Source organism: Ruminiclostridium herbifermentans (assembly GCF_005473905.2).
Classification (GTDB): Bacteria; Bacillota; Clostridia; order Acetivibrionales; family DSM-1351; genus Ruminiclostridium; species Ruminiclostridium herbifermentans.
Genome location: NZ_CP061336.1, coordinates 2,215,686 through 2,235,605, shown reverse-complemented (window position 1 = coordinate 2,235,605; position 19,920 = coordinate 2,215,686). Strand labels below are relative to the sequence as shown.

Annotated in this window: 12 protein-coding genes and 1 pseudogene; 4 read left to right on the top strand and 9 right to left on the bottom strand. The window is 31.6% G+C overall.

What is annotated here, in order from left to right; all coding sequences use genetic code 11:
* Positions 1-3 precede the first annotated feature (3 nt).
* From addB to EHE19_RS09260, 4 genes are all read right to left on the bottom strand, one after another.
* Complete coding sequence (gene addB, locus EHE19_RS09275; RefSeq protein WP_137696206.1) at positions 4-3,471, bottom strand: helicase-exonuclease AddAB subunit AddB; 3,468 nt, start codon at positions 3,469-3,471, stop codon at positions 4-6.
* A 66-nt stretch (positions 3,472-3,537) separates the two neighbouring features.
* On the bottom strand, positions 3,538-4,530 hold the full coding sequence (locus EHE19_RS09270) for a CPBP family intramembrane glutamic endopeptidase (protein ID WP_137696207.1): 993 nt from the start codon (positions 4,528-4,530) through the stop codon (positions 3,538-3,540).
* Between the two features lie 169 nt (positions 4,531-4,699).
* Positions 4,700-4,924, bottom strand: a complete 225-nt coding sequence (locus tag EHE19_RS09265; protein WP_137696208.1) for a hypothetical protein — start codon at positions 4,922-4,924, stop codon at positions 4,700-4,702.
* 92 nt (positions 4,925-5,016) lie between these two features.
* Positions 5,017-6,753, bottom strand: coding sequence for a flavin monoamine oxidase family protein (locus EHE19_RS09260; RefSeq protein ID WP_137696209.1), 1,737 nt, complete (start codon positions 6,751-6,753; stop codon positions 5,017-5,019).
* 387 nt (positions 6,754-7,140) lie between these two features.
* On the opposite strand from EHE19_RS09260, the gene EHE19_RS09255 reads away from it, so the two are divergent.
* From EHE19_RS09255 to EHE19_RS09245, 3 genes are all read left to right on the top strand, one after another.
* Positions 7,141-7,560 carry a CBS domain-containing protein gene (locus EHE19_RS09255; protein ID WP_137696210.1) on the top strand — a complete coding sequence of 140 codons (420 nt, stop codon included), beginning with the start codon at positions 7,141-7,143 and terminating at the stop codon, positions 7,558-7,560.
* A 645-nt stretch (positions 7,561-8,205) separates the two neighbouring features.
* Positions 8,206-9,942: a putative bifunctional diguanylate cyclase/phosphodiesterase gene (locus EHE19_RS09250; RefSeq protein ID WP_137696211.1), complete on the top strand. Its 1,737-nt coding sequence runs from the start codon at positions 8,206-8,208 to the stop codon at positions 9,940-9,942.
* A 488-nt stretch (positions 9,943-10,430) separates the two neighbouring features.
* Positions 10,431-12,167: a putative bifunctional diguanylate cyclase/phosphodiesterase gene (locus tag EHE19_RS09245; protein WP_137696212.1), complete on the top strand. Its 1,737-nt coding sequence runs from the start codon at positions 10,431-10,433 to the stop codon at positions 12,165-12,167.
* A 480-nt stretch (positions 12,168-12,647) separates the two neighbouring features.
* Here EHE19_RS09245 and EHE19_RS09240 read toward each other — a convergent pair whose 3' ends face one another.
* Positions 12,648-13,154: a flavin reductase gene (locus tag EHE19_RS09240; protein ID WP_137696213.1), complete on the bottom strand. Its 507-nt coding sequence runs from the start codon at positions 13,152-13,154 to the stop codon at positions 12,648-12,650.
* A gap of 301 nt (positions 13,155-13,455) precedes the next feature.
* Here EHE19_RS09240 and EHE19_RS09235 point away from each other — a divergent pair, with 301 nt between their 5' ends.
* On the top strand, positions 13,456-15,162 hold the full coding sequence (locus EHE19_RS09235; protein WP_137696214.1) for a putative bifunctional diguanylate cyclase/phosphodiesterase: 1,707 nt from the start codon (positions 13,456-13,458) through the stop codon (positions 15,160-15,162).
* 213 nt (positions 15,163-15,375) lie between these two features.
* On the opposite strand, the gene ppdK is transcribed toward EHE19_RS09235, so the two are convergent.
* The 4 genes and pseudogenes from ppdK to remA all read right to left on the bottom strand — a co-directional run bounded on the left by ppdK (position 15,376) and on the right by remA (position 19,671).
* A complete protein-coding gene (ppdK, locus tag EHE19_RS09230; protein ID WP_137696215.1) occupies positions 15,376-18,009 on the bottom strand; it encodes a pyruvate, phosphate dikinase in 2,634 nt (877 codons plus the stop codon).
* A 341-nt stretch (positions 18,010-18,350) separates the two neighbouring features.
* Positions 18,351-18,548: pseudogene (gene rpoZ / locus EHE19_RS19745) on the bottom strand (DNA-directed RNA polymerase subunit omega); the annotation flags it as partial.
* Between the two features lie 229 nt (positions 18,549-18,777).
* Positions 18,778-19,383, bottom strand: coding sequence for a guanylate kinase (gene gmk, locus EHE19_RS09220; protein WP_137696217.1), 606 nt, complete (start codon positions 19,381-19,383; stop codon positions 18,778-18,780).
* A gap of 9 nt (positions 19,384-19,392) precedes the next feature.
* Positions 19,393-19,671 carry an extracellular matrix/biofilm regulator RemA gene (gene remA / locus EHE19_RS09215; RefSeq protein ID WP_137696218.1) on the bottom strand — a complete coding sequence of 93 codons (279 nt, stop codon included), beginning with the start codon at positions 19,669-19,671 and terminating at the stop codon, positions 19,393-19,395.
* Positions 19,672-19,920 lie beyond the last annotated feature (249 nt).

Here is a 19,920-nt window from a genome sequence, read left to right as displayed (position 1 = left end):
TTATTACTCCCCTTTGTTTTGTGCTTTTTCCTCTTTTGTCAAGCCCGCCATTAGCTTCCATACTTCTTCGTCTTCCTTGTCATACAATATGTTAAAGCTATTTTCCTTCTGAGTTAAGTCAAATTGACATATAGATGAAAAGCTGCAATATTGACAGGAAGTTACTTTCTTCTTTTTATATGGTTTAATAGACACATTTCCCTTCATCATTTCAGTACACATATCCTTTAGCAGCTTTCGTATATAGTTACGCAGCACAAAAAACTGTTCAAGTGATGCTGTTGAAGACTTGCCCAATGTATCTCCCTTATTAATCCTTGCCGGTATTATTTTTGAACTGCCCTCTATAGTATTGTCCATATGCTTGATTAGTTGTACATCAGCAAGCAGCAAACCTTTCATCTTTAGCTTTTTCATTATAGACATTTCTATTTCTTCAGCAGTAGCCGTATTATTAATATTTATTATTGGATCATCAATTTTAAAATAAAGCATTCCTGCAGGAATAACCTTGTCGCTATTAGTTTTTTCAGCATTTTCCCAAAGCGCATCCATATATGTTATTAACTGCATTTGAAGTCCATAATAGACATCACATAGCTTGAAATCCTTACTTCCCGACTTGTAATCCACTATTCTTAAAAATGTTCCATCATCTGTTTTTAACGCGTCTACTCTATCTATTCTACCTACTAATGTGACTCTTTTTCCTGATTCAAGTTCAATAACTATTGGAGGATAGTTTCCCCCTTCACCAAAATCAATTTCATAGCCTATCGGATCAAAGCTGCTCATTCGTATATGTTCGGCAATAAGCCAAACAGACCTTGTTACAACGCGCTTAAGTCTGGAAGTTAGAGTTCTAAATCTTCTAGATGCACCAATAATAGTATTTCCCATACTATCTAACAGCTTATCCACTATTATAGCAATTTGCTCTTCACACCATTCCTTATCAAAGGTTCTCCATGAAATATTTTGTTCCTCAAGCATTTTAGAAAACCTTTCTATTACTGTATGCATAAAGGTTCCAACATCAGGAGGACTCATTTGATATATTTTTCTCTCCCTTGCCCCCAAGCCATACTGAATATAATATGCAAAAGGACAAGCTGTGTATTTCTCAAGTCTTGAAACACTTGAATAAGCATTACTGCCATATAACTCCTGAATTTTTGATATATCAACTGGTAAAGCTATATTTTTATATTTTAATGCCTTTAGCATTACTTGGCATCTTTCATTCCAATCAGGCTGCTTAAAAAACCATGAAAACACTTCAAGCCATATTTCACTTATATCAGCACCATCATTTTTTTGTCTTAATGCTGACACTAATTGGTTAAACGCAGGAATAGGTGCTGTAATAGAAGCAATAATTTGATTCTCACTTAATTCCTTTTGTAAATTACTTTTTTCAGTTATCTTAGGAAATAACTTTTTAATTCTAGAAATTATAGTTGAGGGTCTCATGTTTTTCCCCTCATGGTCTGCGATAGGCCAACTTATTCGCAAAAAGTTTTTTGGTGTTGTTAAAGTTCTATAAATAAGCTGCTGCTCATCAAACACTTGAGTTTTTGTGTCACTTGCCAGTTCAATACCATTTTTGTTTAATATAAGCCTGTCTGCATCTGATAAAATACCTTCTTTTATTCCCGCAGAAGGAAAAATCCCATCATTTGTACCCAGAACATATAGAGCCTTTATTTCATGGCTTCTTGAATGTTCCACACTACCTACTAAAACCTGATCAAGTGATGCCGGTATAGTAGAAATTTTATATTCAGCTAATCCTATTTTTAGGGTATTAGTAAAGCGCTCAAGCCCAATGGTTTCGTCTCCCATTACTTCAACTATCTGGTCAAAAACATCCATTAATATATTCCAAACCTGCTCGTATTCATTAGCAAGCTTTAGCAAGCCATTATTGTTAAATTGCTTTATCTGCTCTTCAATCCTGTTTTGTACGCCAATTTCAATTAAAAAATCATAAAGACATGAGCAAAAATCTGCTGCCCTTTTTCTTCCCTTTACTTTACTTCTAAAACGTAAAAGTGGCTCACAAATCTCAACTCTTGTCCTGTTTATCTCCAAAAGCAATTGATCATTATCAATGCTATGTTTATCATCTGCTACTAACTCAGGACTAGTTTTCCAGTCCGTATTTTGAGTCCATCGACTTCCCCTTATTCCACATGCCAAAACATAATTTTCTAGTATATCAATCTTAGTATCGTCAATTCCTGTTAAACCTGATTTTAGGTAACGAAAGACAGTTTCATATGACCAATTTTCAATAAATATATCAAGCATGGATAGCACCAATCTCACCAACGGATGATTGGTTATTTCAGTTTTTGAGTCTATAAAGCAAGGAATTCCATATTGTTCAAAAATCACCTCAATTAAATTTTCATAACCTGCTAGATTTCTAGTAACTACTGTAATATCCTTATATCTTAAGCCATTGTCACGGCACTTACTAATAATATCCCTTGCACATTCTTCAATTTCAGAATATATATTAATCGACTCAAAAAGTTCAATATCTTTAGTTGGTTTCTGATAGCAACTATATGAATATGAATTATAATTAGCCTCTAGCCATCTTAGTTCTTCACTAACCTTAAATCTAGGCGGAACATCCCCATTTAGTCCAATTGGCGAAAGCACAGAGGTATTGCAATTTGCAGCAATACTAATAAGCTTCCTGTAAGCTTTTTTTGCTGAAGAAAAAACATCTGATAAATCAATTCCTCTTTCATCCTCTAATACATCAGTGCAAATAGTAATATAAAGCTTGTCCGCTTTTTGCATTAGCTTTGATATTACAGCATACTCCTGAGGTGTAAAGCCTGAAAAGCCATCAATCCAGATTTCAGCATTATCATACATTTGAGTTTCGTCAAGCCTACCAGCCAATAATGTAAGTTCATCGTCTGCATCTCTATATTTTTGGGATAAAATATTTTCAAATTCTGAATATATTAATTTAATTTCATTGAGTTTGTATTTAAGATAGTTCTCTTCATCTAAATGCTTTATAACAGAGTCCAGATTGTCTGGGTGAACATCGTATCTTTTCAGTTCTGTAATCAATGTAGATATAGTATTTACAAAGCCCTTACAATTAGCTGACTTCTGAAAAATTGCAAATTCATCCTTCATTTTATCTAAAATACGGTAAATAATCATGCACTTTCCAGCTGGATGAAGGTGCGGATAGGTGATTCCTCCTACTTCATTGAGCACCCTATATGCCATCCTTCGAAAGCTAAGCACCTCTGTTTTGAGAATACCACCAGTTTTGAGAACATTAATCAAATCTCGTTCTGCCTGTAAGGTATATTGTTCTGGAACAAGCAATACCAATTTTTTAGAGTTGTTTTCAAGCAGTTTTAATTTAATCTGATTCAAGCATTGGAATGATTTTCCAGAGCCTGCTCTTCCATAAATAAATTGAAGGCTCATATCTTACTCCCTTTTATTTAAAATCAGCAAATAGTTTTGCTAATTTAGTGTTTATCTTAATAGTCTTTAGGATTCAGAAGTATTCTCTTCTAATAAACTCTGTTCAGAATGCATATTATTGTGGAGAAGGCTTCTGCGTTCACCAATTAATTTTGCTGTAATAATATAAAATAGGACACCTACTATTGTTGTTGATATAAGTGAGCTAACAGGTTCAAAATTTGAAGTAAAAAATACTGTATTTGTTGGTAACACACCATCTGGATAGCTTATAAGTATAAAACAAATAAGGTTATTGACTGTATGAGCTCCCATTGCCGCCTCAAGAGAATTTGTCTTAATTGTTATTAAAGCCAACACCAAACCAATAACAAAGTAATTTAAAACCGTACATACCGTACTAAATACACCTAATTTAGCGGAAGCATAAATTTCTGGATTAGCAAGGTGTGGTAATGCAAACAAGCCGCCTGAAATAATAGAAAGAATAATACCATTCTTAATTTTAAGCCCAAAGCCTTGAATTACATAGCCCCTAAATACAAATTCTTCAGTACAGGCTTGAATAGGAGTCATTATTAATATAATAGGCAAAGCTATCCAAAACTTTGATGCATCAAATGTTATAGAATATGTCTCCGGAAAAATAAAATAATCTATAACTGAACCTAACAATAGCAAAACCCCATATACAAAAAATCCGATAAAAAACCTGCTCCATTGAATTTTAGGTTTTGTAGTAATCAAGGTTTTAAATGGTCTATAATGAATAAACTTAACTGCTATAAAGGCACCAAAAAGCATAAAATATATCGTAAAGTTAGTCAGAATATAATTTAGCATTGGTGGGATATATTTATTAAATAAATCCATAGAACTTGTCATATTGACAATATCAAATAAAGCATCTTTATTTGAAAAAAGTATAAAAAATATCGGTATTGATACTATAGTTGACCCTATAAAAAGATAAAAATAAAGAATAATCGCTACTGATGACACAAATCTTGAAGGTCTAATGTCTCCTGTTTTGGCCATATCTTCGTATTTTGTTATCATGATTTCATCCCCCTTAATTATGCCAAATAATTAGATTTATCTTACAACAAATCATTGATAAGTCTTCCGCTGTAGACTTTTAATATTCCAGTAATTGAAAATTGTATCAACTAGTTCATTATAACATTCTCTATTTCAAATTTAAATCACTATATTTTTATGCCTATTATCATTCTCTATTAATTTTTTTCTTTAAATATCTAGTTAACTTAGTTATTACATACTTTACAGAGAACTCAATAGATACATATCCCAAATCAACATAAGAATGTAAGTACATGTTAAATCTAATGAAAGAATCATAATTTTTATGACCTCCATTGGCAAAGGAGGCCACAAGCTGCTTATTAAACTTATCCACCGTATATCCCTTAATTAATTCCCTATTATTCATTAGTACTGTTTGCATGAGGTGGATATCAGATATTCTCTTATATTTGAGAACTTGATTGATTATTCACTTATTACTTAATATATTTAAAAGTATCAGATATCGTTTATATGAGAACTCACTAAAGCATTAGCAGCCTCCATTCCACTCTGAAGAGCTCCTTGCATCCAGCGATGTAATGGAGACACATGTTCTCCTGCAAAGAAAACCCTATTATCGTATTCAGGAAGCGTCATTTCCCAAGAGAATAATTTTTTTTGCTGAGGTGTGAAATAACAGAAAGCACCTCTAAACAAAGGATCCTCACTCCAAACTTGAGTCTTAGAATCTGTAACAATAGAATCCAATTCAAATTTTGATAAACCATGTACCTCTTCAACATCACGCTTAATTATTTCAAATCGCTCCTTATCAGTTATATTACCTAATCTAACAGAATCCAAATTAAAATTATATGATGCAAGAAATACCCCAGGATTTTCAGCTTTATTTGGGTTTTCTGCTTCATTATAGTTTAATTCACTTTCTGTTTTAGTTTGACTATTTACAGAGTCTGATGGATACCAAATGGTTGTAATAGGAAGATCTGTGTATGAGCCGCCTCCAAATATGCCTTGTTCCTCCCAAAATCGTTTATTACAATTAAAAATAGATTTTAGAGCATTTCCATAATTAACTTCTTTTATAGCTTGCATTTTTCTGCTTCTAAACATGGGTTTTATATCCATTGTTCTAAGTACAGAAAATGGAACAGCACAAATAATGTAATCAAAGTCCTCATACCTAATTTCTTGTGAAGTATTGTCTTGATATGATAAAGTCACATAACTATTTTCTCTGCGGTAAATTCCCTTAACAGTATTGCCTGATTTCCATTTAACCTTTCCTAGCAGCTGTACAGGAATACCTGGGTAATACTCTTGAGGTTTACTACTTAAAAAGGATTTATGGAATGCAAGAGGTAAATTAACTAATCCATCAATAATCTCATACATAAACCAGAAGTTAACAGGAAAATACTCTTGAACAAAGTCAACATAATTATTATATAGATACTCCCCTCCAATGGGAAATAAATTGGATAGAAGGTTTATAGCACCCTGACTTAGATTTCTGCTCTCAAACATTTGCCTAGTATTTAGACTGTCCCAATATAAAAGCGGCTTACTATATGTTTCCTTAGTTTTGAGTATTTCAATTCTGCTGCTAGGAGGAGCTTTTAGTATTGGTGCCTCAATTGCATAATAACCTAACTCCTGCCATGCAGTTCTTCTTTCCATAGGTGTTAAGTTATATGTAGGATAGATATATTTCTTTACATTTTCACCATAAGCATCATTCCTAACTCTTGTCTGATGCAAATAAATAAAGGTATTAGGGTCAGTTTGCCTAAAGGGTCTTGTATTAAGCTTGAATAAATTTATGTAATGCCAAACAGTTTCATGATTTACTGGAATACGCATGGGTCCAAGTTCCCCATATAGCTTTTTGTCTTTATCAAAATAATATGTATAGACTCTTCCTCCAATACGTTTATCAGAAGCCTCAAATATAGTAATGTCAAAGCCTAGTTTTCTTAATTCAAAAGCAGAAGACATTCCCGCTAAGCCACCGCCTATTATACCTACCTTTTTTCCTTTGAATTCACCTGGATTGGCAAGTAAAGTAATACTCTTAGGCGGAGATAAAGCTTCAGTTATATTATGGAAATCTTCAGTGTGACAAGTTCTATAAAGAGCATAATATGACATTTTGCTGCGTTCTTCATCTGTAGGGTTATCCGGTTGAGGAGGTCTTGGAATATTTGAATAGAGAACATTTGGACAAATCATTGCTAATCACCTTTAAATACATTTGTCATCCTATTAAAATGTATGAAAATACATATTTAAAGGTGCATTTAAACCATTATTCCTATACATGGTATTATTAATTACCATTATTAATTACCATTGTTAAAAAGAAGTCTTTAAAAATAAATTGAATTACTAAACTGTTGTAGGAGTTTTAACTTATGGAAAGAAAAGTCAATTAATTTAATAATTAATTTATTTTTTTTACCACTATTAGTAAATTTACTAGCAACTGAGTTTACATTCAAATCATTCAAATTTTAAACAATTTAAGTGAAATTATTTTCCACGTGTCTTTACTTTTAACCTTGGGAAATATAAATACTGAATATAGCTGTTAAATAATATATGAAAGGTTGATGATTAATGAAAGTAAAAGATGTTATGACTAAAAATGTCACTTATGTTAATCCAGCAACAACTGTCACAGAAACTGCAAATCTTATGCAGCAGTATAATGTTGGTGCAATTCCAGTTTGTGATCAAAACGGTGTAGTTGGAATAGTAACTGATAGAGATATCGTTGTCAGAACTATTGCTCCAGGTAAAAACCCACAGATGACAGCAGTTAAAGATGTGATGACTACAGGAGTTTCAACAGTGTCACCTGATATGGACATTAGGGATGTTACAAGAAAAATGGCTGACAGCCAAATAAGAAGAGTTCCTGTCATAGAAAATAACACATTAGTAGGAATAGTGGCTCTTGGAGACGTAGCAGTTGATGCAAAATACGATACTGAGGTTGCTGAAACACTAATCAATATTTCAAAGCCAACTAAATAATAAAAACATTAATAAAGATAATTGATTACTTTTAAAGCCATAACAATACTAAGCTTCATAAACCGCTAACGCATTAAAAACCCAAAGACTCGAAAGTGCACTATGTAATCACAAACTGTACTTTCGAGTTATTTGGGTAAATAGGAAAAATTGAATTATATTACTTATACGCGAATACAACTTAGATAAATGGTTACTCGATTAAAGATATGTTTGAATTTATTAACGAATTTAATCGATTTTTATCGAAGCACTGTCAAATTATTTCACATCCGATATCTTTTTAGTAATTTTCATACTAAAATATATATCTTTACTTTTAAAGTAAAAAGTATATATAGTTTAAAATTCTCTTATCCTTTTGCATTTACTTTTTTGGTTAATTTTACCAATTAATTACCGCCTAAAAGTATCTTTTTCATGCAAAAACACCAAATTTTCAATAATTCAACATAATTATTTAACATTTTTATACACTTTTGTATGTTTAGTGTTGATGTTTGTAGTCATTTTATGGTATTTTATAAATATGAGCATTTAGTTCGGTAAATTATTGAATATAGTAAACTTGAATTATATTTCTAACAATTTAAGTTGCTTTTCTCCAAAATAATAATAAATTACACGTGTACGGAGGATTATTTTATGAAAAAAAATGATTCGATTCTAAATGACTTTAATAGGTCAAAAAATCTGTCAAGTTGGACTTTAATATTTCCTGTTTTACTATATTTGTTTTTACTGGTAGTTGCCTATCAAGTAAATAACCGTCAGATATCTGTCCAAATAGGCACTGCTATAATCCCATATATATCACTGGGCGGAATAATATCTCAATTTCAAATGCTATTATTTATACTAATTGTGGTTTTTTACAGAAAGATTGGATTAGTCTCTGTATTGATTTTAAGTACCATTCAAGCCACTTTATTAGTTCTTCCAATTATTTATGGCAAAGTTTACACTTCTATTGCAGGTATTGCAATTTTGATTTCTAGTGCTGCGGTATCAATACTGATTTATTTTTACTTAAAAAGATTAGACAGTAATCAGAATACAATTGCTAAATATGCATTCACTGATACACTTACTGGTCTACCTAATCGCAGAGCCTTTAATGATTATTTGAGCAAGCTTATTGCAGAATATAGCAATGATGATGATAAATTTGCATTAGTAATGATAGATTTAGATGATTTTAAGAATATAAATGATTCAGTTGGACATGATTCAGGTGATGAAATTCTTAGTGAAGTTGTTAAACGTTGGAAAATAGTTCAAAGCGCTGATGATTTCATTGCAAGAATTGGTGGTGATGAATTTACTATCATTATAAAGAATTATGGTTCTGAAGAAGAGTTAGAGAGAAAAATTAAAAAATATTCAACCGCTATATCAAGCAGATTTATAATTAATCTTAACTACTTTTATATTTCAGCTAGTTTTGGTGTTGCTTTATATCCAAAGGATTCAAAAGATCCATCAGAAATTTTCCGTTACGCTGACATAGCTATGTACTTTTCCAAGAATAGCGGTAATGTAAACATTACTATGTACAACCGTTCTATGACTGATACAATAGAAAACAGTGTTGCACTGGAACAGAAGATTAGGATAGCATTGGAGGAAAATAATCTTTATTTTGTCTTACAGCCCCAATATGATACTAAAACAAGAAAGATTAGAGGCTTCGAAGCTCTTGTTCGTATGAAGGATGAATACGGTAATATAATCAATCCTGCTTCATTCATTCCAGTTGCAGAGAAAACAGGACTTATTACTAGTATCGATAACTGGGTTATAAGAAATTCAATGTTATTTTTCAAAAGAGTTTTAGATATAACTAATGAAAACCTTATTCTTTCAGTAAATATCTCTGTACTTCATTTATTAAATAAAGGTTTTTTAGACGAGATACAACAAATGCTTAACGAGACAAAATTTCCTCCAAGTAACCTTGAAATAGAAATTACAGAGTCAGTATTTATATCCTCAATGGCGAAAGCTATTGAAACGTTAAATGAATTAAAGAAATTAGGTGTGTGTATTGCATTAGACGACTTTGGAACAGGTTATTCATCCCTCAGCTATCTATCAAAACTCCCTATAGATTTATTAAAAATAGATAAGTCTTTTATAGACGAACTTCTGGTCAGTGAATCTGGAAGGAATTATGTTGAAGCAATTATTTCAATAGGTCATATTATGAATTTTTCTGTAATATCTGAGGGTGTTGAAAATCAAAAACAGTTAGATATACTCACCAATCTCGGAAGTGATTTTATGCAAGGATACCTATGGGGAAAACCAATGCTTCCAAAAGATGCTTTAAAGCTATTAGGAGTATCAGATGAAATAATAAAATCTACATTATTAGCTTAAAAACTAGCTTAAATTTTTAGTGTCACTTATATAACTTTCACAAACTAAATTAAAAGCGCACATTTCCATTGGAATTTATTTGGAACACATTTTAATTAATGTGTTCCTTTTTTATCTTTAATTTTTTTACATTTTTGTGCTTTATCGCTAAATTATTGTATAATATCTACAATTTTGTATAAATTAATTACATTTTTGCAGATTTATGTTGATATTTGTTGTATGTTTATGTTATTTTATTACTAAGGAATATTGTATATATCAATGTGATAAAAGTTCTAGAATAAAAGGTATATTAATAGCAGAATTTTTTTATATCTCTAAATTAGAAATTACTTTTGTACTAAAATATGGTTAAGACAATGGCAACCCTTTTAATTTGATAGGAATTTATTTTATAGATACTATCTGAATATTTGAAGTAAAAATTAATATTTAATAATTAATTATTTACAGTTGAGATAAAAAGTATACAGGAGACATAATATATGACACAATATAATTCATTTGATAAGGAGTTTTCAAAATCAATACAATTGCCATCAAAATCAATTCAATTACCAAGCTGGACTATGATTTTTCCTATTCTTTTTTATATATTAATTATGATAACTACAACTTATATTAATAGATATCAAATCAATTTAACATTATTTAATATAGTTTTTCATTACTTAACAATTAGTGGGATGTTAACTCAATTACAAATGTTTCTTCTCATAATAATGGTTATATTTTATAGAAAAAAAGGATTTCAAAATGTCGTTACAATTTGTATTATTCATACTATTATTTTAGCAATTCCGTTTATTTTCCTTCAAGCATATTCATCAATTGCTGGATTAGCGGCAATATCTACATGCATAACTGTAACCTTATTAATCTATCTATACTTAAAGAAGTTAGACCTCAATCAAAATATCATTGCAGAATTTGCTCTTACTGATACACTTACAGGTCTTCCCAACCGCCGCAAATTCAATGACTATTTGATAAGACTAATTTCAGACTGTAATGATGATAGCTTTAAATTTGCATTAGTTATAGTAGATATAAATGATTTTAAAAACATTAATGATTCAGTTGGACATGATGCAGGAGATGAAGTTCTCTGTCAAGTGGTAGAACGATGGAAAATGGTTCAGGGAAAGAATGATTTTATAGCAAGGCTTGGCGGTGATGAATTTATCATAATTTTAGAAAATTATGGTTCGGAGTATGATCTAAAACAGAGTATTAAAAAATATTCTGTAGCCATATCCGATAGATTTGTAGTAAAGGACACTTACTTCTATATTACAGCTAGTTTTGGTGTCGCTCTCTATCCACTAGACTCAAGGGATTCCACAGAATTGTTCCGTTTTGCTGATGCAGCTATGTATTATGCAAAAAATATCAGCAGCATGGATATATGTCTGTATAATTCATCTATGACCGAATCAATTGAATATAATGTAGCTTTAGAACAAAAAATTAGAAGGGCTTTAGAAGATGATAAACTATACTTTGTATTGCAGCCACAATATGATACTAAAACAAAAAGGCTTAGAGGCTTTGAAACTCTGGCTCGACTTAACGACGAAAATGGAAATCCTATAAGCCCTGCAATGTTTATTCCAATTGCAGAAAAAACTGGTCTAATAACAAGTATTGATAACTGGATTATTCGTAATACAATGATTTTTTTTAAAAAAGTTCTTAATAAAACTGATAAAGACCTGTTGCTTTCAGTGAACATATCTGTATTACATTTACTGAATAAAGGTTTTATTGATGAAATTAAACTCATGCTTCAAGAAACAGAATTCCCTCCAAATCAGCTTGAAATTGAGATTACAGAATCTGTATTTATTTCATCAATATCTAAAGCAATTGAAATATTAAATGAATTAAAAAATATGGGTATCCGAATAGCACTTGATGATTTCGGAACAGGATATTCATCACTCAGTTATTTAACTAAGCTTCCAATTGATATACTTAAGATTGACAAGTCCTTTATAGATGAGCTTCTTGTCAGCGATTCCGGTAGAAATTATGTTGCAGCAATTATTTCCATAGGGCATATAATGAATTTTTCGGTATTATCTGAAGGTGTAGAAATTCAAGACCAGCTAGATATACTTGCTAATTTAGGAAGTGATTATATTCAAGGGTATGTATGGGGTAAGCCTATGAATACAAGTGATGTGTTAAAGCTTATTGGAATAACTGAAGAATTATAATAAATTTAAGCTATTCTTAATAACATTCCCATCATCCATGGTTCATAGTGTACCCTCAATCATGTAGATCATTCTGCAAAAACTTGGAGCTTGCTGAACAATTAAAACATAATGAATATTGTTTTACTAATTTCAACAATATTAGAATGTATTCATTCAGCAAGCTTTTCTCATATAACATTAGCTTTTTATTTGATAGTGCCAACATACCTAAAAAATTATCTTTAAAATCATTCTAGTTCGTACAATATTGTTCTAAAGTTAGATTCATTTCATAATCAACTTCAAGTCAAAACTGCTTATAATTCCAATTCTTCAAAACAAACAGCTAATAAGACGAAGGACTGTGACCTTTATTGACTATAGAAAAAGCAAAAAAGTATACCTCCCTTTAGCTTTCCCCATAAGAATTAGTTCTCTTTAGCACCAATATTATGGATTTACTTATCTAGTATTTTATAAAAAAGAATCAAGCTGAGATTACTCTTTTACCAAAACTTTAATAATTTCTGATATATACATAGTATGATAATCTTTAGAAGGATACCATTTATCATCATTTTCTTTTTCATCAAAATTGTCAGGAGTCATATCACAATGGTATTGTTTTTTACATATCAGAATCATGTTAGCTTCTTCAAAAGCAACTGTTCCATCTATAAAGTATGGTGTTAAGCCAGCTTGCTCTACTTTATTTGTATCTCTTCCCGATACTGTCCCACATATGTTTAGAGCCTTCTTGTAGGCTTCATCATAAAATGAAATTGTAAAAGTTTCATTTGCATCAACAAACTCCTTAGTGTATCTTTGAGGACGTATATAAGTTGTTGCAACATTCTTTCCCCACATAATTCCAAGGCCACCCCAGCTGGCTGTCATTGTGTTGAACTTCTCATTATTACCTGCCGATATCAGCATCCACTCTTTACCTATCTTTTTAAATGGATTAAATAACAAATCTTCTACCTTAATTTCTTTAAAACTCATAGTTCTCCTGCCTCTCTGAAATTAATATTCAAATTAATATACAATATATGTTAGTATATTATATTTTATCACCAATATAACACTCTTACAATTAATAACTATATTTAAGACAAACACTAAAACATTATGAAAATGCCAATCTAAGCTAGTTGATATTGATATTTACTCGTATATTTGTTATTGTATAATAAAGATGTATTTTGCCATTTTGTATCATGTTTTGTTATTTACAGATTTTAAATAAGCTTATCTGCATGCTTTTTGATTTTTTTAATTACCGGATAATAAAGGAGCATACCTTATGAAACATAGTAATAGCCTTCCCCAAAAAAAGCAACTCCCAAAATGGACAATAGTAATCTCAATAATTATTTATTTTATTATTTTCATAGCAAATATGCAAATTAATAAGTTTGATATTTCTTTAATGATAGGAGAATCTCGCATACATTCATTGTCCATAAGTGGTATTTTAGGACAACTTCAAATGTTTATTCTCGTTATCATGGTTACATATTTTCAAAAACAAGGATTTACTACTGCAATAATTCTTTCTATTATTCAAATATTTATACTTATTTCAACTATAATTAGGGTTAACTCTTACTCGCCTGTTTCAGGATTAGCTGCTCAGATTACAAATATTAGTGTTGTATTTATAATCTATATATATTTAAAGCAACTGGACATGCATTCAAAAACTATAACTAAGTACGCAGTCACCGATGCACTGACAGGACTGCCTAATCGCCGTGCCTTCAATGATTATATATCTACGCTTATCGAAAATCACAATTCTGAAACTGAGAATTTTGCATTAATCATGGTTGACTTGGACGATTTTAAAAACATTAATGATTCAGTTGGACATGATTTAGGTGATGAAGTTCTATGTCAAGTTGCAAAAAGGTGGAATTATGTTAAGAATAAAAATGAATTTATTGCCAGGCTTGGTGGTGATGAATTTATAATAATTATAAAAAATTATGTCTCTGTAGAGGATCTAACTCAAAACATAAAAAAATACTCTAACGCTCTGTCAGAGAGATTCATTGTAAAAGATAATTATTTTTATGTTTCAGCAAGTTTTGGTGTATCCCTGTTTCCTAGAGACTCAAAAGATTCATCAGAAATATTTCGTTTTGCCGATGCTGCAATGTATTATTCAAAGAATATCAGCAACGAAGATATTTGTTTGTATACACCTTCTATAACTGAAATGATAGAAAATAATGTTATACTAGAGCAAAAGGTTAGAAAGGCATTAGATGATAATAATTTGTACTTCGTATTACAGCCACAATTTGATACTAAAACAAAACAACTCAGAGGCTTTGAAACACTAGCTCGTATGAAAGATGAAAATGGTAATCAAATAAGCCCTAATTTGTTTATTCCAATTGCAGAAAAAACGGGAATTATTACTAGAATTGATAACTGGATTATATACAATACCATGTTATTTTTCAGAAAAATATTAGATAAGACTACTGAAAAATACATACTTTCAGTAAATATTTCTGTACTGCATTTATTGAATAAAGACTTTTTAGATGAAATTAAACAGATGCTTGATGAAACTGGATTCCCTCCAGAACAACTTGAAATTGAAATTACAGAATCAGTATTTATTTCTTCTATATCAAAAGCAGTTGAAATACTTAATGAATTAAAGAAAATTGGAATTCGTATAGCACTTGATGACTTTGGAACCGGTTATTCATCACTCAGTTATTTAGCTAAACTCCCTATCAATATGCTTAAAATTGATAAATCTTTTGTTGATGATCTTCTTATTAGTGAATCTGGAAGAAATTATGTTAATGCCATTATTTCAATTGGTCATATAATGAATTTTGAAGTCCTATCAGAAGGTGTTGAACTGCAAGAGCAGCTTGATATCCTTGCTAATCTTGGGAGTGATTATATTCAAGGTTATGTTTGGGGTAAGCCTATGGAGACAAATGATGTCATAAAGCTAATTGACATTATTGAAAAGGATAGCTAGTTGAACTAGCTGGTTATGAATTATAAAGATGCAGGGTATTATCTCTTAGATTGCTAAGAAATAATACCCTTCTTTATTTTTCCAGTGTATCAAATTTCCAGTTTACAGTTGTTCTATCCTAACTATTGACATAGAACACATAAAAGGAGTATGCATCCTATTCAAAGATAGCCTGCAATACTCCCCTTTTATACAATATTATTTCTAGCTATATCAGCCGCCTAGCTTTTCCTTTAGAGTTGCTTGTGCAGCAGCAAGTCTTGCTATTGGCACGCGGAAAGGCGAACATGATACATAGTTGAGTCCAGCATTCTGACAGAATTCAACTGATGAAGGATCTCCTCCATGCTCACCACAGATTCCAAGCTTGATATCAGGTCTTGTCTGTCTACCAAGTTTAGCTGCCATATCAATCAGTTTGCCAACTCCAGTTTGATCGATCCTAGCAAATGGATCTGACTCATAAATTTTCTTTGAATAGTAATCATCCAAGAACTTGCCTGCATCATCTCTACTAAATCCAAAAGTCATTTGGGTTAAGTCATTTGTACCAAATGAGAAGAACTCAGCTTCTTTAGCAATTTCATCGGCTGTAAGTGCCGCTCTAGGTATTTCTATCATTGTTCCAACTTTATATTCTAGTTTGACACCTGCTTTTTCAATAACTTCATTAGCAGTTTTTACCACAACTTCTTTTACAAATTTTAATTCTTTTACATCTCCTACTAATGGAATCATTATTTCAGGTATAACTGACATCCCTTTTTTATTTACATTGATAGCAGCTTCTATAACGGCCCTTGTCTGCATTTCAGCAATTTCAGGGTAAGATACTGCTAAACGACAGCCTCTATGTCCCATCATTGGGTTAAATTCATGTAAGCTAAGAACTATACTCTTTAACTCATCAAATGACATTCCCATTTCCTTTGCAAGAGCATCGATATCTTCATCCTCTTGTGGTAGGAATTCATGCAATGGTGGGTCTAAGAATCTGATAGTTACAGGATAGCCTTTCATTGCAGTAAATAGGCCCTCAAAATCGCTTCTCTGCATTGGCAAAAGCTTATCAAGAGCTTTTCTTCTTTGCTCTTCTGTCCTTGATACAATCATTTCTCTCATTGCAGAAATTCTATCAGCATTAAAGAACATATGCTCTGTACGGCAAAGACCTATACCTTCTGCTCCAAACTTCATTGCTTGCTCAGCATCAGCAGGAGTATCAGCATTTGTTCTTACTTTTAATGTTCTTATTTCATCCGCCCACTTCATAAGTGTAGCAAAATCTCCAGTCACTTCTGGTTCAACAGTTGGCAGCTGTTCTCCGTAAACATTACCAGTTGAGCCATCTAATGATATCCAATCACCTTCTACATACTTCTTTCCATTCTTGTCAATGAAATATTTCTCTTCTTCATTTATTTTTATATCACTACAGCCAGCAACACAACAAGTACCCATACCACGAGCTACAACTGCAGCATGTGAGGTCATACCTCCGCGACCAGTTAATATTCCCTGTGATACATGCATACCCTCTATATCTTCTGGTGAAGTTTCAAGTCTAACAAGTATAAGTTTGCTTTCACCTTTTTTAGCAGCTTCTGTAGCGTCCTCTGCTGTGAAGTAAATCTTACCTGTTGCAGCACCAGGTGATGCTGGAAGTCCTTTAGCAATTACAGTTGCTGCTTTTAGTGCCTTAGCGTCAAAATTAGGATGTAGAATAGCATCTAACTGCTTAGGATCAACCTTCATAATTGCTTCTTCCTTAGTAATCATGTTTTCTTCCACTAAGTCAACTGCAATTTTTAACGCTGCCGCAGCTGTTCTCTTACCATTTCTGGTTTGAAGCATAAATAGCTTACCATTTTCTATTGTAAACTCCATATCCTGCATATCTCTATAGTGCTTTTCCAATATACCAGCAATCTTTACAAACTCTTCATATGCAGCAGGATTAACCTCCTTCATTTGCTCCATTGGTTGAGGAGTTCTGATACCTGCAACAACATCCTCTCCCTGTGCATTCATTAAAAACTCACCATAGAGCTTCTTTTCACCTGTTGAGGGATTTCTAGTAAAGGCAACACCTGTTCCTGAATTATTGCCCATATTTCCATAAACCATTTCCTGTACATTTACTGCTGTACCCCAATCTCCAGGAATATCATTTAATCTTCTATAATAAATAGCACGAGGGTTGTCCCAAGAACGGAAAACAGCCTTTATTGCTTCCATAAGCTGTGTTTTTGGGTCTTGTGGAAAATCAAACCCTTTTTCATTTTTAAATAGTACTTTATACCTCTTTACAACTTCCTTTAAGTTTTCTGCTGATAAATCCGTATCAAATTTTGCATTGTTTTCTTCTTTTACATCGTCAAGTATTTTTTCAAACTTAGCTTTTTCAACTTCCATTACTACATCAGAGAACATCTGAATGAATCTTCTGTAGCTGTCATATGCAAATCTTTCGTTACTAGTAAGCTTTGCAAGTCCCTCTACAACTAAATCATTTAACCCAAGATTTAGAATTGTGTCCATCATGCCAGGCATTGAAGCTCTTGCACCAGATCTGACAGAAACTAAAAATGGATTTGTTGGATCTCCGAATTTCTTACCAACAACTTTTTCTGTCTTTTCTAGCATTTCATAAATCTCATTTTCAATTTCTTTTGCAATAGTCTTGCCATCGCTATAATATCTTGTACAAGCCTCAGTAGTTACAGTAAACCCTCTTGGAACCGGAAGTCCTAAACCAGTCATCTCGGCTAAGTTAGCACCTTTTCCTCCAAGAAGATTTCTCATTTTTGCATTCCCTTCATTGAAAAGATAAACATATTTTGACATAAAAGCCTCCCTGCAAAAAATATATTATAACAAAACCGTACAATAACGATTTTTGTTTTCACTGTATAACCCGGGTTTATAAAATTTCAGACAAACCAGTATAATGTAAAAGAATAAATATAACCTATACAAAATACCATGAACATTTTTGTATTTAGAAGAAAAAATCAGTGAGAGCTCTCAACTGACATAATGGCATACTATTCTTCTATGGTTGATTCTTCAAAAATAACTTCATCTAAAGGAGTTTCTTCTAAAGAAATTTTTTCTAAAGAAGTTTTTTCTAAAGAAGTTTCTTCTATAGGAGTTTCTTCTGAAAGAAATTTATCAACTAAGTTTTTCTCTTTACTTGTTCTAACATAAGTTATTTTTCCTTCTGCAATTTCATTAATAGCAATAGTAACTTCCTTTTCAGAATTTACTTTTGAAAGCTTAGGCGCTCCGTCAACTAACTGTCTTGCTCTCTTAGCAGCTTCAACTACTAATGTATATCTGCTATCTGCAGTCTTCATCAAATCATTTATTGATGGATAAATCATTATAAATACCTCCAGTTTTGTAAAATCTTTTAAAAATATATTTATAAATTTTCACATTAATTTTAGTCAACTTTTGCAAATAAAATATTATCTGTGAGAAAAATGATATCAAAGTTATGTTACCAAGTTAGCAACTTATTTTAAGTACATTATTAAATTAAAATAAAATCCCACACCAATATTTTACACTATAAAAGTTCTTTAACTTTATATTAATTGACCATCAACCTTATTTAATAAATGTATTTAACAGTTCTGTATTTCTTGATGGTTTTAATCGCTCAGCATCTAATATTTTTTCAATATTTAAAACAGCGTTATCAACACAATCATTTAAAACTAAATAATCATATTTTGATGCATATTTCATTTCCTTATATGCCTGTTCCAATCTTTTTTCGATAACATCACAGCATTCAGTTCCTCTGCAGACTATTCTTCTTTTTAATTCATCATATGAAGGTGGAAGAATAAATATCAGAACACATTCGGGATACTTCTGTTTTATTTCAAGAGCGCCTGCAACAGTTATCTCTAAAACAACATCTAAGCCATCCTGAATGCAAGATTCAACATATGATTTTGGAGTTCCGTAATAATTATCACAGTACTTATCCCATTCTATTAAACCATCATTATCTATCATGTCTAAAAATTTACTTTCTGATACAAAAAAATAATTCTTACCTTCTATTTCACCCTCACGCGGTTTCCTTGTAGTTGCCGATACAGAATATTTTACAGTCTCTCTGTGTTCTAATAATTTTTGGCAAACTGTTCCTTTACCTGCCCCAGACGGACCAGACAATACAACTAATAACCCCTTTTGTTGCATAGCGTCCTCCTAATCCTCTATTGTTTCATCATCATTATCACTTGTATCAGCGTCCTTTGTATTCAATCTGTGAGCCACTGTTTCAGGCTGCACTGCTGATAAAATAATATGATCACTATCAGTAATAATAACTGCTCTTGTTCTTCTGCCATATGTTGCATCTATTAACATTCCTCTATCTCTTGCCTCTTGAATAATCCTTTTTATAGGCGCAGATTCAGGACTTACTATTGCAATTAATCTATTTGCAGAAACAATATTGCCAAATCCAATGTTTATAAGCTTCATACTATCCTCCCATGCCCAGTTGGGCGTTATATATTATTTTTATTTTATGGGAGGAACGCCTCTAGTTCAAAACCAATATATGTTTTTATTATCGGCTATCCTCCCATGCCAATTTAGGCGTTTATATTTTATTTAACTATTTAAAATAATAACTTAAAACACGCCATGCATAATCTAAACTTCAAAAACCACTTGTGGTTTTTGTGGCTCGAAATTGCACTATGTTTGCACAAACTTATTTTTCGAGCT

Excerpts from the sequence above, each read along its gene's own strand:
- EHE19_RS09255 (WP_137696210.1), top strand. The coding sequence starts at position 7,141 with ATGAAAGTAAAAGATGTTATGACTAAAAATGTCACTTATGTTAATCCA.
- EHE19_RS09260 (WP_137696209.1), bottom strand. The coding sequence starts at position 6,753 with ATGATTTGTCCAAATGTTCTCTATTCAAATATTCCAAGACCTCCTCAA.
- EHE19_RS09250 (WP_137696211.1), top strand. The coding sequence starts at position 8,206 with ATGAAAAAAAATGATTCGATTCTAAATGACTTTAATAGGTCAAAAAAT.
- gmk (WP_137696217.1), bottom strand. The coding sequence starts at position 19,383 with ATGCAACAAAAGGGGTTATTAGTTGTATTGTCTGGTCCGTCTGGGGCA.
- addB (WP_137696206.1), bottom strand. The coding sequence starts at position 3,471 with ATGAGCCTTCAATTTATTTATGGAAGAGCAGGCTCTGGAAAATCATTC.
- ppdK (WP_137696215.1), bottom strand. The coding sequence starts at position 18,009 with ATGTCAAAATATGTTTATCTTTTCAATGAAGGGAATGCAAAAATGAGA.
- EHE19_RS09270 (WP_137696207.1), bottom strand. The coding sequence starts at position 4,530 with ATGATAACAAAATACGAAGATATGGCCAAAACAGGAGACATTAGACCT.
- EHE19_RS09240 (WP_137696213.1), bottom strand. The coding sequence starts at position 13,154 with ATGAGTTTTAAAGAAATTAAGGTAGAAGATTTGTTATTTAATCCATTT.
- EHE19_RS09265 (WP_137696208.1), bottom strand. The coding sequence starts at position 4,924 with ATGAATAATAGGGAATTAATTAAGGGATATACGGTGGATAAGTTTAAT.
- remA (WP_137696218.1), bottom strand. The coding sequence starts at position 19,671 with ATGAAGCTTATAAACATTGGATTTGGCAATATTGTTTCTGCAAATAGA.
- EHE19_RS09235 (WP_137696214.1), top strand. The coding sequence starts at position 13,456 with ATGAAACATAGTAATAGCCTTCCCCAAAAAAAGCAACTCCCAAAATGG.
- EHE19_RS09245 (WP_137696212.1), top strand. The coding sequence starts at position 10,431 with ATGACACAATATAATTCATTTGATAAGGAGTTTTCAAAATCAATACAA.